The sequence below is a fragment of the Mycobacterium kyorinense genome (genome assembly GCF_002101735.1).
Lineage (GTDB): Bacteria > Actinomycetota > Actinomycetes > Mycobacteriales > Mycobacteriaceae > Mycobacterium > Mycobacterium kyorinense.
In genome coordinates this window covers 57,248-70,700 of sequence record NZ_LQPE01000034.1, presented here as the reverse complement: position 1 = coordinate 70,700, position 13,453 = coordinate 57,248, and the positions used below count along the sequence as shown (strand labels likewise).

The window sequence follows — 13,453 nt, the reverse complement described above, 5'->3', positions numbered from 1 at the left end:
CGCACCACCCGGGTGATCAACCGGCGCCTGCGCCGCGCCCTCGAGCACCGCGACCGCTGCTGCGTGGTGCCCGGCTGTGGGGCCACCCGCGGCCTGCACGCCCACCACATCCGGCACTGGGAAGACGGCGGGGCCACCGAGTTGTCCAACCTGGTGCTGGTCTGCCCGTATCACCATCGGGCCCATCACCGCGGCGAGATCACCATCACCGGAGCCCCCGAGGATCTGATCGTCACCGACAGCGACGGTCAACGACTCAGCCCCGGATCGTTGGCGCGCCCACCCAAGCATCCCCCGCCCAATGTCCCACCATGGTCTGGTCCGCTGGGCGAGCGCGCCGACTGGTGGTGGTACGACCCCTTCCAACCCCAACCACCACCCACACCCAACTAAGACGGCTGCTAAACAGCTTGACGCACAGACGAATTCGCTCGCGATAGCCGCTGCTACCGGATCTTGATAGTCAAGGCCGACAACCAAACCCGCAACTCCGCCGGCCCGCCACTGAGCACTTCGGCGAGTACCAAACCTTTTGCGGCACCCGAACTTAGCCGCCTCCACCCTCCTCGGCGGGCAACGGCGGCGGCAACGGCGCGGCCGGAGTGGTCGGCGGAGGTGATGTTGCTGCCGGCGGTGGGGGCGCCTGCGGCGAGTGGAAGTGGGCCATTGGTTCCTCGCGGATTACCCGGTTGCCCGCGCTGACGACCAACGAGCTCGCCGTGACCGTGTAGGTGACTCCGTCGTTCTCCGCGGCGAATTTCCCGTCACCGTATTGCATGGCGGGGACGATCAGGTTGGCGCCGCCGCATACTCGCACGCCGCGATACTCATATTGACCGCCGGGCGACTTACAGATGGCCACGCGCGACGTCTCGGTGTCGCCGAACGCGACCGCCGTGTCGGGCGCGGTGCATCGCGCCACCGAGTCGACGAAACCTTTGACCGACCGTGCCCGGCGCGGCCGTGGCCGCGGGCATCCCGACAGCGAGCAGCCCCCGAGCACGCCGCCACGGCGGCGAGGCGGGTAGCAAGGTCGGTAGAGCGCATCGCCTTCCACCAGAGCATCGGCCGCACCGATCGAGCGAGTGGCCACGCCGGGGACACACAACCCACGGATCCGGTTAGGGTCGCAGACACCAGGATCTTGAATCCGCGAAGGCATCGAACTGCCGCCGCTGAAGCCGTGCCGGGTATTGCAAGGATCTAACGATTTAGCGAGCATCCCATCGTCGGCGGCGAATGCATCCAATTACGCAGCCGTGTAGGTGATCCACCGGGTGAGTCATACCCGAATTATTCCTCTTCACGCTGACATTATCGTCCCGGGGAAGAGCATCGGATTCATGCCGGGCTTGCAACCGCATTCGCTCAGCCACTGTGCGGCATCAGGACCGAGGCCCCGGGCCGGCACGGCTTCACGCTCGGCTCCAACTAGCTGTTTGAGGTCGCGGTACCGCGTGTCATCCTCGTCGATCACGAAATGCGCCGTGGCATAGCGACTTCCAGGAGCCGAAAGAGTCGTGATTGTGGTCGCGACGCTCGGCTGGAATCCCGCCTCAATTAACGGGGTCGCCCAGTCCGCGCAGAGGTCGGCGGGCACGACGCAGCGCTGACAGCCTCCCCTGGATTTCCTCCCAGACTAACCAAGGAATCGTCGTCGTTTCACCATGACGAAGGTTGTCGCGTAAGGATGGTTTCGTGAGCGAGAGGTGGGGAAGCGACGGTCCGCCGGAAGAGGCCTACGGCCGAGTCACCGATCCTGAGCGCTACCGCCGTCTGCACGTCGTCGGAAGGGCTCTCCTCGACGACCTGGAGCGGCGTTTTGAGGTGACCCGCCAACTGAGCACCGAGAACGACCCACACAGCGCTTCACCGGCACCGGTCGTTCGATTGACTCCGGCCGATCCGGCAGCGTCGCCGCTGACGATCGTGTTCACCGCATTTCCAGGGCTGCTCGTTCGGATGGGTCACGATGGCGGGGCAGATCTGCCGGCCTGCGGCTGCGACGCCTGCGACGAGACGGCGGAGCAATGCGAGGAACGTCTCCGCGACTATGCCGACGTGTGCATCGCCGGCGCCTTTGGCGAGCGAATTGTGCACAACGTTGAGTGGTGGCACGAACACTGGTACCGCTTCCGGCGGGGCCACAGCCTGAGCCTGACACCGGTTAACCAGCAGCAGCTCGACGTATTGCGGCAGAAGTTTACGGGTGACGAATTGCGTTGGGCGCCATGGCCACAGCGCACCAGCGATGGCTAATCGTTGCTCTTTGCTGCAAAGGGGTGCTCCTGTGCTGCTTCGGTAAGCCGTGCGAGGAGCTCTGCGACATTTTCGAGCTGGTCGGCTTCGTAGTCGCCCAGCACGGTGCCGAGTGTCTGTTCATGTGCGTCGAACATGCGTCCCACTCGTGCGAGCGCGTCGGGGTCTCCGGTGACGACGACTTTGCGTCGGTCTGTGCGGCCGCGTTCGCGCGGGATGAATCCGCGGTACCGATCCCGGTCTGATCGGCGTGAAATTTCGGTACACAGGCCTTCCGGATCACTACTACGAGAGGTAGTATTACTTGTCGTAGGAGATCGGCTGCGCGTCACCCAATGACGGAGGACCTGCGCTATGAGTCCGAAACATGCTGATACTGCCGCGAATCTGGGCAATGCGATCGATTCGCGATATCACCCCTCGGCCGCCCTGCGCCGCCAGCTGAACAAGGTCTTCCCCACCCACTGGTCATTCCTGCTCGGCGAGATCGCCCTGTACAGCTTCGTCGTCCTGCTCATCACCGGCGTGTACCTGACGCTGTTCTTCGACCCGTCGATGACCGAAGTCACCTACAACGGCGTGTACCAACCGCTGCGCGGCGTGCAGATGTCGCGGGCCTACGAATCGGCGCTCGACATCAGCTTCGAGGTGCGCGGCGGCCTGTTCGTGCGCCAGATCCACCATTGGGCCGCACTGATGTTCGCCGCGGCGATCATGGTGCACCTTGCCCGCGTCTTCTTTACCGGCGCGTTTCGCCGGCCCCGCGAGGCCAACTGGGTCACCGGGGTGGCGCTGCTCGTGCTGGTGATGGCCGAGGGTTATCTCGGTTATTCGCTGCCCGACGACCTGCTGTCGGGGACCGGATTGCGCACGGCGCTGTCTTCGATCACGCTCGGCCTGCCCGTCGTGGGCACCTGGCTGCACTGGGCGCTGTTCGGCGGCGACTTCCCCGGCGATGCGATCATCCCCCGGCTGTACGCCCTGCACATCCTGATCATTCCGGCAATCATCCTGGCGCTCATCGCAATTCATTTGGCGATGCTGTGGTTTCAGAAACACACCCAGTTCCCGGGTCCGGGCCGCACCGAGCGCAACGTCGTCGGGGTGCGTGTGATGCCGGTGTTCGCGGTCAAGTCCGGCGCCTTCTTCGCGATCATTGTCGGCGTGCTGGGCCTGATGGGTGGCCTGTTGCAGATCAACCCGATCTGGAACCTGGGGCCCTACAAGCCATCTCAGATCTCCGCGGGCTCACAGCCCGACTTCTACCTCATGTGGACCGAGGGCCTGATGCGCCTGTGGCCGGCCTGGGAAATTTACCTCGGCCACTACACCATCTCCGCGGTCGTCGGCGTCGTCACAGTGCTCGGAGCGGTGGTGACCGCACTGTTGGCCTACCCCTGGATCGAACGGAAGATGACCGGCGACAACGCCCACCACAACCTGCTGCAGCGGCCCCGAGATGTGCCGGTGCGCACGGCAATTGGCGCGATGGCGATCAGTTTCTATATGGTGCTCACGCTCGCGGCGATGAATGACGTCATCGCCTACAAGTTCCATATCTCGCTCAATGCGACAACCTGGATCGGGCGCATCGGAATGGTGATCCTGCCGCCGCTCGTCTACTACATCACCTACCGGTGGGCGGTCGGGTTGCAGCGCAGCGACCGCGACGTGCTCGAGCACGGCGTCGAAACAGGCATCATCAAGCGGTTGCCGCACGGTGCCTACATCGAAGTGCACCAGCCGCTCGGCCCGGCCCCGCTGAAATACCAAGGCGCGCCGGTGCCCAAGCTGATGAACCGGCTCGGCTCCGGCGGCGCTCCCCCGACCGGCAGCCTGCTCACCGCCGACCCGGATTCCGAACGTGAAGCGCTCGCTGTCGCGGCACGCTCCTCCACACAACGTGCCCTCACCGCGTTGCGGCAACGCCAAGACGAGGCACCTCGTCGTGCGTCTACACCTTGATCACAGTCAGAGCGGGACAAGCGCGTGCGATCTTGTCGAAGTCGGCATCCTGTGTGATGACCGGAAGGCCGTGCTCGATCGCGGTTGCCGCAATCAAAGCGTCTGTCAGCTTTACCGCGCGGTGCACGCCCGCGGCTTGACACTCCGCAACGAGACGCGCCCACGAAACCATCACCGCTTCACCAACCGGGATGGGATCCGCCGCGCGCGCCAGCGCGAGGGTGTCCGCGCGTCGTGCTTTCGTCGCCGAATCATCCGCATTAATCACACCAAGTTGCAGTTCGCCGATCGTGATGACGGAAAGTGCCACTCGTTCAGGAAGTTTCGCGAGAGCACGGCCACTTTCACGCGCGATAAAAACCGACGTGTCGAGTAGACCGACTTCGGTGTCAGTCACAGCTCATCGAGGGTCTGACCGGCAAGTTCATCGAGTTCGGCGGTGAGATCTGGGTCGGCGGAGCGTTCGGCCAACTCGGTTCGCAGGCGTTCCCCCGACAGCCAACGGACGCGGCGCCGGTGCGGGACAATATCGGCGACCGGCTCGCCATGCACTGTAAGCGTCACCTGCTCGCCGGCCTTGACCGCATCGACCACCTGACTTGTGCGATTACGCAGATCCCGAACACCAACCTCCATGTGCTACACAGTAGCACAATTCTTGATTGTGGCGGCGACTTCCAGGTCGGGCGAAAGAAGCTGCAGCTTTAGACCCGTTTGATGGTCGCCAACCAGGCCGGTGCACCGTCGTCGCCGTGAAACCTCGTCTGGATTCGCTCCGCTTCGACGGCGACGACGGTCCACCCGGCACCGGGATTGAACGCCGCCGGGAGCTCATCGCGACTGACCGGGTGCGGGCCGGTGTCGGGGCCTTCGTCGCTGAAGCACAACACGTATACGGTTCCGTCGGGCTCGACCACCGACGCCAGGCTCACCGCATATCGCTGCCGCTCATCGCCGTCGAAGGTGTGAAACAGTCCGCAGTCGAGCACCGTCGTGAAACTGCGCCCCGGGAGTTGCAGCTGCAACGCGTCCGCCGCGACGAACTCAACGGCCAGCCCGCGCTTTTCGGCTTTCTTTCGGGCCATCGCCAGCGCCGTCTCCGCCACGTCGACGCCCAGAACCGGTAACCCGAGCGCCGCCACATGCAGAGCGTTCTCACCCGTGCCGCAGCCGGCGTCGAGCACTGCCCCGGCGAACCCGCCTGCGGATGCCAGTCGCGTTATCGCCGGCTGCGGATGGCCGATATCCCACGGCGCCGGGCCGTCGCGGTACGACGCATCCCAGGGCCGTCCGCTCATCCGTTCGTGACTGGTCAGCGCGGTGCGCCGGCGTAGTCGCCGAATGACCAAAGGTTGCCCTCGGGATCACGCACGGTGAATTCGTTTGCGCCGTAATCGGTTTTGCACAGCGGTCGGACGATGTCGGCCTTGCGGGACAGCACTCGCTCGTAGAGGCGGTCCGGGTCGCTGGTGACGACGTAGCCTCCGGCGGTTCCCGGTTCGCGACACCACTCCGTGCCGGGCTTGTAGCTGCCCAGCATGATGCCGCCGGTTCCCTCCGGCCACTGCAATTCCGCGTGGTCGACCCGATCTCCGTCGCCGTAGCGCGCCGTCACGACGAAACCGAATGTGTCGACGTAGTAGTCGATGAGCTTGGGTGCGTTATGCGCCTGCAGCGTCAACCAGACCGTTGGATTCGAAGTAGTCATGGTCCCACTGTGACGCCCAGGAGTGCCCGCCGTCTTGGATGTTTCGGAACTCCGCGGCCAGCCAGGCACGCGGTGGTGCACCGGCGAACTCGACGAATTCCCGGGTCAGGTGCGCCTGGTCGCAATAACCGGTGTCGGCCGCGACCGCTGCCAGGTCAACCCGGCCGTACGTGCGCGCCGATGCCGCGATCGTCGCAAACGCGTGCTGGAATCGCATCAACCTCGACACCGTCTTCGGAGATCTGCCGACCTCCCGTTGGAACAGCGTGGCCAGATAGCGGTTACTCACTCCGACACGATCGGCCAACGCCCCCACCGGCATTCGGCCCCGGGTCAGCTCCAGCAGTCGCCATGCGTAGGCGACCTCGGGCCGCACGGTCACACCGTCGCGGCGCCGGCGGGCGTCCACAAGGTAGCCGGCGACGGTGGCGAAAACCGCGGACCAGCCGCGCGCTTCCGCCGCGCGCTCGGGTAGCGCGGCTGCGCGCCGGCCAAGCACGTCGACGCCGTCAAACCCAGTGACGGGCAGCTCGGCTGCCGGCACACCGAACAGCGCCCGCGACGCCAGCGGGTGCACCGCCAGCTGCACACCGGCCTGACCGTGACGCTGCCGCACATGGCTCGCCCGGACATGCAGGCCACCGAGGACCAACGGGTTGGGCCGGGCGGCAGCCAGCGCATCGGCAGTGTCTGCTGCCTCCACCCCGTCGTCAAGGCTGACGATGAACGTCAACGTCGACGACGGCATGCCGGTATGCACCGCCTCGGGCACATTCTGCGCGCGGTAGCCCACCATCGAGATGACGCCGGGCGCGCTGTGCGGCGGTGCCGTCACGAACTCCCAGCTGGGCTGCATTTCGTCGGACATCACCGACAACGCTAGCGCTGCGCGTGGTCGTCAAGCCCGGTTCGGAGCAACTCCCAGGCCAGACGACGCGCATCCGCTGCCCTGGCATGCATGAGCCGCTGCACCGACGGGATCGGGTTCGGTTCGGGCGCATGGCCTTCGATGACGGCAGTGTGGATGTCCTGTGCTACCTGAACCGCCATGACCGCCGCCTCGTTGACCCGGTCCAGCGCGCGGTGCAGGTGATCGTCCTCGACAAGCAGGTGGGCGTTGGCGAGCTCGATCGAAAAGTCGTTCACCACCTGACCGATCTGCTCGAAGATCGGGTTCATTGCCAGCTCGCGCTCGTCGCGGTCCTCGATGCGCAGCAGCCCCGCGGCCTCGTTCCACAGTGCCGCGAGCATCTGGGTGTGCGCGCCGACGGCACGCGACACCTCGATCATCGCTTGCTTCTGCAGCCGCTTGAGCAGGTGCATGCGCTCGACGCGGGCCAACTCGCGTTGAGCCTCCATCTCGGCGCGATGCAGGTTCTGTTTGGCTTCCATCTCCTCCTGGTGCAGCCGGCGGGTGATGGCGACTTCACGCGCTGAGCGCTCCTCGGCGGCGACAAGCTCCCGCCGGAGTTGTTCGGCGGCTTCGGCCACTTTCTGCGACGCCTGACGCTGGATGGTGACGGTCTGCCACAGCGACACCAGGACGACGCCGAAGACCGCGGCGCCGAAGAACCACTCGGCCTTGGATCCGCTCTCGCCGGGACCCAGAAAAATGAACCACGCAATGGCCAGGACACCGACGACGCCGCAGGCCAGCCAGCCGAAACCGAGCCCGCCGAACTTGCGCTGAGGCGGCTGGGTTCGCGGTGTCGATCTCGCGGAGCCGTTCACCTCCCCAGGCTGTAGGGGCCCGGCGGGTCGGGCAGATTGCGCTAGTCCGGGCACCTTGGCCTCCCTTCCGCCCGAGCAGTCCGGCAGTGCGGGTTAAGACTAGAGGCGCGCGGTTACGGCGATACCGCTCGGTCCCTCCCCGGCCCTCGCTCGCGGTGTACCACCTGCGTCCAGACCGCTAACCTCAACTGCACCGCTGTGGAATTGACCGCTGAAGAATTGAGGACACGTGGGACAACCCGCGCCACACGAAGGTGAATCGTCCGTCATCGTCAGCCTTTCCGAGGCTGCGATCCACATGCACGCGGCCGCGATCGAGGCGTTGCCGCCGCCGACGGACACGACGTTTCACAAACGCGCGGGTGTCGTGTTGTCGGGCATGCGGAAGCTGCGGTCGGCGCTCACCGAAGCCGCGGGCCGCAGCAGGTCGTCACCGATGGTGATCATGGCGCTCAGCGATGTGCGGCGTCGCTACGACGAGCTGATGACCCGCGCCGCCGCCGCGCCGGGATCGAGCCTGGGCCAGCAGCTGTACGCCGCCCGTATCCGGGCCAAGTTGTCCGCCCGGGAAGTGGCCAACGGCAGAGGCCTGCGCGCCGAGCTGGTCGACGATCTCGAGGCGGGGGAGATCCCCACGCAGGAGGAAGCGGCGAAGGTCAGGGACCTGATCGCTGCGCTCGGCGGCGTGCCCGCACCCGGACCTCAAGCGCCCGCGCCAGTCAAAGGCCGGGATGCCGCGCTCGTTTCCACCGACGCCGTTTAGACCCTGTGACGTCGATCACCGCTTGCGGTGGGTTTGCCTGTACGGCGCTGCGGGAATTGAACCGCTCTAGGCGGGGCAATGCCACCGCCCTAAGAAATTAGGAGGAGACGTGGCAGAGGACAAGAGCGGGCCCGGAGAGGCCATCAGGGGTGTGGTCGAAGGCGCGAAGGGTCTGGCCAAGGAAGCAGTTGGCGAGGTGACCGGCAACGAGGAGCTGGTCAACGAGGCCAAGGCTCAGCAGGACAAGGCCGAAGCGCAGCGCAACGCGGCTAAGAAGGAAGCCGAAGCCGAAGCGGCCCGCGGCAGCGCAAAGGCCGCCGAAGAGCGCCAGAAGGCGAACCAGGACAACGGCTGACATTGAAATGGGCCCAGCCGGGTAACCGGCTGGGCCCATTCTTTTACCCTGATTGTCGTGGCCGGCAAGCAGATTCCCGGTGGGGTGGTACACGAGTTGCCCGCAGACCTGCGTACGGCGCTGATCGGCAACGCCACCGCGCTGGCTGCGTGGAAGGACATCACGCCGTTGGCTCGTAACGAGTTCATCTGCTGGGTCGAGGACGCCAAGCAACAGAAGACTCGCGAGCGCCGGATCCGCCGGACCCAGGAAGAACTGGAAGAAGGCCTGCGCAGGCCATGCTGCTGGCCCGGGTGCAAGCACCGCGAGCGCACCGGCAAATAAAGCTACTTCGTCTTGACGGGTAGCTGCGCCCACCCCCGCACACTGGACGTGTGTGCCCTGCGCGCGTTGTCGTAGTCGACGTCCCAGTCGGTCCAGCGCTTGAGGACTTCTTCGAACGCGACCCGCGCCTCGAGGCGCGCCAGCGCCGAGCCCAGGCAGAAATGCAGCCCGTGCCCGAAGCTCAAATGCCCGTCCTTGCGGTGGATGTCGTAGCGGTCGGGATCGGCGAACCGCGTTTCGTCACGGTTGGCCGACCCGTTGAGCAACAACATGTACGACCCCTCGGCCACCGTCTGCCCGTAAAGCTCGGTGTCGCAAGCGACGTAGCGCGCCTGCACCGGCGACGGCGCCTCGTAGCGCAACGTCTCCTCCACCGCCGAGGGAATCAGCGACGGGTCGGCGACCAGTTCGCGTCGCTGATCGGGGTGCTCGCCCAGTAGTTGGCCCATGAACCCGATCAGCCGGGCGGTGGTTTCGTTGCCCGCACCGGCGATCATCGCGGTGTAGGCCAGGACTTCGTTGCGGTCTAGCGGGCGCATGGACCCGTCGGGTTCTTCGACGTGCGCGTTGAGTAGCTCCGTCATCAAGTCGTCGGAAGGATGGGTGGCCCGCCACTCAATGTATTCGGCGAACATCGCGATGGTGTCCTCAAACACCTTGGGGCTCACGCTATCCCGCTGTTCGCCGAGTGAGATGTTCTTGTCGGTGCGATCACGGATCACCTGCTGGCCCTCCTCGGGAATGCCCAGCAAGTAGCCGATCGTGCGCATCGGCATGATCGCGCCGAGGTCGACGACGAAGTCGAACCCGTCCAGATCGCGGAGCGGATCCAGTGCGCGCGAACAGAAGTCGCGTACCAGACCTTCGACCGAGAGCATCCGCCGCGGAGTAAAAACACCCGACAACAAGCGCCGGTGCGCGTCGTGTAAGGGTGGATCCTCGAACAGCAAGATCCCCGGCGGCACTTCGATTCCGCTGAACAAGATGTCCGCGGTGGTGCCGCGTCCGGACCTATACGTCTGCCAATCGGGCAGTGCCCGTGCAACGTCGTCGTAGCGACTCAGCGCGTAAAAGTTGTACTTCTCGTTGAAGTACAGCGGAGCCTCGGCGCGCATCCGTTGCCAGACCGGATACGGATCGTCGTCGATATCGAGGTCGAACGGGTCGTAGTACAACTCGGTGGTTTGGTTCCTGGTCACTGGTCTCCCTACCGGGGTTGGTTGGACACGCCCGGGAACAGCGGCGCCGACGGCCCCGCGGTCACCCAGCCGCCCAGCTTCGTCACAAGATGAGGCGCGAAAACCGCGCCGTAGAGCAGGTTTCCGACGACCACCACAGCGACGACGGACAGCACCGACGCCTGCAGCCGGTTGCGCGATCTCCGGTCGGCCCACATCTCGATGACATTTCGTCCTTCGGGATCCGTGCGTCCGAGCAAATAGGTGAACACCATCATCTGCACGCCCATCGCCAGCGAGTCGTAGAGCGGGTACTGATATTTGGTGCCCTCCGAGAGTGCAAGACCGGGAATCACGTAGCCGTAGTGGAAGATGCCGAGCCGTGCGCCCAGGACCGCGTTGAAAAACAGCGCCCAGCAGAATCCGACCACGAGCCCGACGCTCAACAGCGCAATCGGCCTGCGCCAGTGCAACTTTGCGCTCAGCCATCGTCCTGCACCGGCGCCGATCACGGCGGGCAGCACGAAGTACGACATGTAGCCGACGGGCACCGCCGACGGCAGCCCGCCCCAGGTCATGTTCAGCGGCCACCACGACGGCATGCGGGGAAGGGCGGGCGGAAACTGCGCGTACATCGCCCAGTCGTAGGGCGCTTCGATCCACGAGAACGAGATCGCGGAGATGCACAGCAACAGGAGTGGGTGCACGCGGCGGCGACGAAAGCTCAGATATAGCCCGATCCCGAAGAACGAGAGCCCGCCGACGTAGGCGAAGGCGATGCCCGCTTTTAGCAGCGGCGTTAGCTCACCGCTCATCGGTCGCGCTTTTCGCTTGGCGCGCTTCGGGATCGAAGTAGATGACCGCGCCGAAGATCAGCACGATCAGCCCGAACAGCGTGCCGAGCATGATGACCGCACCCACAACCATGCCCCTTCCGCTAACCGCTTAAAGATAGTGGACACTATCTTAAAGGGAATTTCAATGGCGACTATCTTCAAAGCCGGTAACCGCTGCGTAGCGGTTTGAGGAGTCAACAACGGTGCCCCAGCGATCAACCGCCAAGAACCCCGCAACGCGTCGGCCACGCGGGGCGCCGCGGACGCTTCTGCTCGACGCCGCCCGCGACCTGTTCGCCCGCCGCGACTACCGCAGCACCACAACCCGCGAAATCGCCGAGGCCGCAGGCGTCACCGAGCACCTGCTGTTTCGTCACTTCGGCTCGAAGGCAGGGCTGTTCCGTGAAGCGCTGGTCCTGCCGTTCACCAGCTTCGTCGACGAATTCAGCAGCACGTGGCAGTCGGTGGTCCCCGAGGAAACCGACGAGGAGGAGCTGGCCCGCCATTTCGTCGGGCATCTGTACGACGTGCTGGTGGAACATCGCGGTCTTCTGCTCACGCTCGTCGCATCCGAGACACTCAGCGACGAGGAGATGGCCGACGCCGGCATCGCCGACATCCGGCGGGCGTTCACGGTGCTCGGTCGGATCAGCGCCGAGGGGATGCACCTGCGCGGGTTGCGCTCGAGCCAGCCGGACCTGCCGGCCCACTCGACGGTGGCGATGATCGCCGGGATGGCTGCGTTGCGGTCGACGTACTTCGGCGCCAAGCCGCCGTCGCGGGACGCGATCGTCGAGGAACTGGTCCAGGCGATCCTGCACGGGTTCCTGCACCGGCACGAGTGACCGCAAACTTTCGTTTGGGTGTAGCCGAGGCCCGCTTTGGCTACAAAGTGGCCATGGAACCGATATCGCCAACGGATGCGCTGTTTCTCATCGGGGAGTCACGCGAACACCCGATGCACGTGGGAGCGCTGCAGCTCTTCGAGCCGCCCGAGGATGCCGGACCGCACTTCGTCCGCGAGTCCTATCAGGCGATGCTCGAATGCACCGAGCTGCAGCCCACGTTCCGTAAGCACCCCGCGTTCTTCGGCGGTATCACCAACGTCGCGTGGTCGTTCGACAAGAACGTCGAACTCGACTACCACCTGCGCCGCTCGGCCCTGCCCGAACCGGGACGAGTCCGTGACCTACTGGAGCTGGCGTCCCGGTTGCACGGCAGCCTGCTCGACCGTCACCGGCCGCTGTGGGAAGCGCATCTCGTCGAGGGCCTGCAGGACGGCCGGTACGCGGTCTACACGAAATACCACCACTCGCTGATGGATGGCGTGTCGGCGCTGCGACTGATCCAGCGCGCCTTCACCACCGATCCGGACGACGACGAGGTGCGGGTGCCGTGGAATCTTCCCCCGCGCAAAAAGGAGCGGCGCAACCGGCGGTCGCTGCTGGAACGGGCCGCCGGCACCGCGGGGTCGGCGTTCGCGCTGGCGCCCTCCAGTGTGAAGCTCGCGCGGGCCGCGCTGCTCGAACAACAACTCACGCTGCCGTTCCGGGCGCCGCGCAGCATGTTCAACGTCCGCATCGGCGGCGCCCGCCGAGTGGCCGCGCAATCCTGGTCGCTGGACCGCATCAAGGCGGTCAAGTCGGCTACCGGGGTGACAGTCAACGACGTGGTGCTGGCCATGTCGTCCGGTGCGCTTCGGGCCTACCTCCTGGAGCAGAACGCGCTGCCGACGGATCCGTTGATCGCGATGGTGCCGGTCAACCTGCGCAAGGGCGACGACGACCGCGGCGGCAATCTGGTCGGCACGTTCCTGTGCAATCTGGCGACCGACCTCGACGACGCAGCCAAACGGCTCAAGATCATCAGCACGTCGATCCGCGACACCAAAGAGGTCTTCCAGCAGCTGCCTCCTGTGCAGCAGCTGGTGCTGTCGGCGTTCAACATCGGCGGGTTGTTCTTCGGGTTGATTCCCGGGTATCTGTCCGCCGCCGCGCCGCCGTTCAACATCGTCATCTCGAACGTGTCGAGCGGGCGTACGGAGCCGATGTATTGGCGCGGGGCCCGATTGGACGGGAACTATCCGCTGTCGATCGCGCTCGAGGGCCAAGCGGTCAACATCACCGTCACGAACAACGCCAACAACCTCGACTTCGGCCTAGTCGGCTGCCGTCGCAGCGTGCCACACCTGCAGCGGCTGCTGGGACACCTGGAGACGTCGCTCAAGGATTTGGAACGCGCCGTCGGCGTCTGAGAAATCCGGCCCCGCATGAAGGCATAGTCGGCCGCGCCCGTGGGTACCGGTTCAGTGAACAGTTGTTCCGAATTGCCCTC

The 13,453-nt window shown here is 65.3% G+C and carries 17 protein-coding genes and 1 pseudogene; 8 read left to right on the top strand and 10 right to left on the bottom strand.

Annotated elements, in window-relative coordinates; genetic code table 11:
• The coding region (locus tag AWC14_RS06460) for an HNH endonuclease signature motif containing protein (protein WP_142281576.1) at positions 1 to 393 on the top strand (393 nt) is incomplete at its 5' end.
• A gap of 154 nt (positions 394 to 547) precedes the next feature.
• Here the strand turns inward: AWC14_RS06460 and AWC14_RS06455 are convergent.
• Positions 548 to 1,093, bottom strand: coding sequence for a hypothetical protein (locus AWC14_RS06455; protein ID WP_235215942.1), 546 nt, complete (start codon positions 1,091 to 1,093; stop codon positions 548 to 550).
• Between the two features lie 605 nt (positions 1,094 to 1,698).
• Between AWC14_RS06455 and AWC14_RS06445 the strand changes: the two genes are divergently transcribed.
• Positions 1,699 to 2,259 carry a DUF6226 family protein gene (locus AWC14_RS06445; RefSeq protein ID WP_052425611.1) on the top strand — a complete coding sequence of 187 codons (561 nt, stop codon included), beginning with the start codon at positions 1,699 to 1,701 and terminating at the stop codon, positions 2,257 to 2,259.
• Here AWC14_RS06445 and AWC14_RS28560 read toward each other — a convergent pair.
• Positions 2,256 to 2,396, bottom strand: coding sequence for a hypothetical protein (locus AWC14_RS28560; protein ID WP_156419141.1), 141 nt, complete (start codon positions 2,394 to 2,396; stop codon positions 2,256 to 2,258). The two genes, AWC14_RS06445 and AWC14_RS28560, sit on opposite strands and share 4 nt — an antisense overlap.
• A 217-nt stretch (positions 2,397 to 2,613) precedes the next feature.
• Here AWC14_RS28560 and qcrB point away from each other — a divergent pair, with 217 nt between their 5' ends.
• The gene (qcrB, locus tag AWC14_RS06435; protein ID WP_045380374.1) at positions 2,614 to 4,224 is read left to right on the top strand and encodes a cytochrome bc1 complex cytochrome b subunit; all 1,611 of its coding nucleotides are present in this window, start codon (positions 2,614 to 2,616) and stop codon (positions 4,222 to 4,224) included.
• 79 nt (positions 4,225 to 4,303) lie between these two features.
• Here qcrB and AWC14_RS06430 read toward each other — a convergent pair.
• The 6 genes and pseudogenes from AWC14_RS06430 to AWC14_RS06405 form a co-directional block, all read right to left on the bottom strand.
• Positions 4,304 to 4,621 (bottom strand): annotated as a pseudogene (locus AWC14_RS06430) (PIN domain-containing protein); the annotation flags it as partial.
• On the bottom strand, positions 4,618 to 4,860 hold the full coding sequence (locus AWC14_RS06425) for a type II toxin-antitoxin system Phd/YefM family antitoxin (protein ID WP_045380368.1): 243 nt from the start codon (positions 4,858 to 4,860) through the stop codon (positions 4,618 to 4,620). The pseudogene AWC14_RS06430 and the gene AWC14_RS06425, both read right to left, overlap by 4 nt.
• A gap of 68 nt (positions 4,861 to 4,928) precedes the next feature.
• A complete protein-coding gene (locus AWC14_RS06420; protein ID WP_045380366.1) occupies positions 4,929 to 5,522 on the bottom strand; it encodes a class I SAM-dependent methyltransferase in 594 nt (197 codons plus the stop codon).
• 14 nt (positions 5,523 to 5,536) lie between these two features.
• Complete coding sequence (locus tag AWC14_RS06415) at positions 5,537 to 5,932, bottom strand: VOC family protein (RefSeq protein ID WP_045380364.1); 396 nt, start codon at positions 5,930 to 5,932, stop codon at positions 5,537 to 5,539.
• Complete coding sequence (locus AWC14_RS06410) at positions 5,886 to 6,728, bottom strand: helix-turn-helix domain-containing protein (protein WP_057003110.1); 843 nt, start codon at positions 6,726 to 6,728, stop codon at positions 5,886 to 5,888. Before AWC14_RS06410 ends, AWC14_RS06415 begins: the two co-directional genes overlap by 47 nt.
• Positions 6,729 to 6,811: 83 nt before the next feature.
• The gene (locus AWC14_RS06405; RefSeq protein WP_235215941.1) at positions 6,812 to 7,663 is read right to left on the bottom strand and encodes a PspA/IM30 family protein; all 852 of its coding nucleotides are present in this window, start codon (positions 7,661 to 7,663) and stop codon (positions 6,812 to 6,814) included.
• Positions 7,664 to 7,892: 229 nt separating this feature from the next.
• Between AWC14_RS06405 and AWC14_RS06400 the strand changes: the two genes are divergently transcribed.
• The 3 genes from AWC14_RS06400 to AWC14_RS06390 all read left to right on the top strand — a co-directional run bounded on the left by AWC14_RS06400 (position 7,893) and on the right by AWC14_RS06390 (position 9,105).
• Positions 7,893 to 8,426 (top strand): hypothetical protein, encoded by a 534-nt coding sequence (locus AWC14_RS06400; protein WP_045380361.1) that lies wholly within the window; start codon positions 7,893 to 7,895, stop codon positions 8,424 to 8,426.
• Between the two features lie 109 nt (positions 8,427 to 8,535).
• Complete coding sequence (gene mbp1, locus AWC14_RS06395; RefSeq protein WP_045380358.1) at positions 8,536 to 8,781, top strand: microaggregate-binding protein 1; 246 nt, start codon at positions 8,536 to 8,538, stop codon at positions 8,779 to 8,781.
• Between the two features lie 57 nt (positions 8,782 to 8,838).
• On the top strand, positions 8,839 to 9,105 hold the full coding sequence (locus tag AWC14_RS06390; RefSeq protein WP_045380355.1) for a YdeI/OmpD-associated family protein: 267 nt from the start codon (positions 8,839 to 8,841) through the stop codon (positions 9,103 to 9,105).
• A 2-nt stretch (positions 9,106 to 9,107) separates the two neighbouring features.
• Here AWC14_RS06390 and AWC14_RS06385 read toward each other — a convergent pair whose 3' ends face one another.
• Both AWC14_RS06385 and AWC14_RS06380 read right to left on the bottom strand, forming a co-directional pair.
• Positions 9,108 to 10,304, bottom strand: coding sequence for a cytochrome P450 (locus AWC14_RS06385; protein ID WP_057003103.1), 1,197 nt, complete (start codon positions 10,302 to 10,304; stop codon positions 9,108 to 9,110).
• A gap of 8 nt (positions 10,305 to 10,312) precedes the next feature.
• A complete protein-coding gene (locus AWC14_RS06380; RefSeq protein WP_045380352.1) occupies positions 10,313 to 11,098 on the bottom strand; it encodes a spirocyclase AveC family protein in 786 nt (261 codons plus the stop codon).
• Positions 11,099 to 11,322: 224 nt separating this feature from the next.
• On the opposite strand from AWC14_RS06380, the gene AWC14_RS06375 reads away from it, so the two are divergent.
• Together AWC14_RS06375 and AWC14_RS06370 are read left to right on the top strand one after the other, a co-directional pair.
• The gene (locus AWC14_RS06375) at positions 11,323 to 11,964 is read left to right on the top strand and encodes a TetR/AcrR family transcriptional regulator (protein WP_045380349.1); all 642 of its coding nucleotides are present in this window, start codon (positions 11,323 to 11,325) and stop codon (positions 11,962 to 11,964) included.
• Positions 11,965 to 12,017: 53 nt separating this feature from the next.
• Complete coding sequence (locus tag AWC14_RS06370) at positions 12,018 to 13,373, top strand: WS/DGAT/MGAT family O-acyltransferase (protein ID WP_045380473.1); 1,356 nt, start codon at positions 12,018 to 12,020, stop codon at positions 13,371 to 13,373.
• The last annotated feature ends 80 nt before the right edge of the window (positions 13,374 to 13,453 follow it).

Excerpts from the sequence above, each read along its gene's own strand:
- AWC14_RS06410 (WP_057003110.1), bottom strand. The coding sequence starts at position 6,728 with ATGGTGGGCTACCGCGCGCAGAATGTGCCCGAGGCGGTGCATACCGGC.
- AWC14_RS06370 (WP_045380473.1), top strand. The coding sequence starts at position 12,018 with ATGGAACCGATATCGCCAACGGATGCGCTGTTTCTCATCGGGGAGTCA.
- AWC14_RS28560 (WP_156419141.1), bottom strand. The coding sequence starts at position 2,396 with ATGTTCGACGCACATGAACAGACACTCGGCACCGTGCTGGGCGACTAC.
- qcrB (WP_045380374.1), top strand. The coding sequence starts at position 2,614 with ATGAGTCCGAAACATGCTGATACTGCCGCGAATCTGGGCAATGCGATC.
- AWC14_RS06425 (WP_045380368.1), bottom strand. The coding sequence starts at position 4,860 with ATGGAGGTTGGTGTTCGGGATCTGCGTAATCGCACAAGTCAGGTGGTC.
- AWC14_RS06420 (WP_045380366.1), bottom strand. The coding sequence starts at position 5,522 with ATGAGCGGACGGCCCTGGGATGCGTCGTACCGCGACGGCCCGGCGCCG.
- AWC14_RS06380 (WP_045380352.1), bottom strand. The coding sequence starts at position 11,098 with ATGAGCGGTGAGCTAACGCCGCTGCTAAAAGCGGGCATCGCCTTCGCC.
- AWC14_RS06415 (WP_045380364.1), bottom strand. The coding sequence starts at position 5,932 with ATGACTACTTCGAATCCAACGGTCTGGTTGACGCTGCAGGCGCATAAC.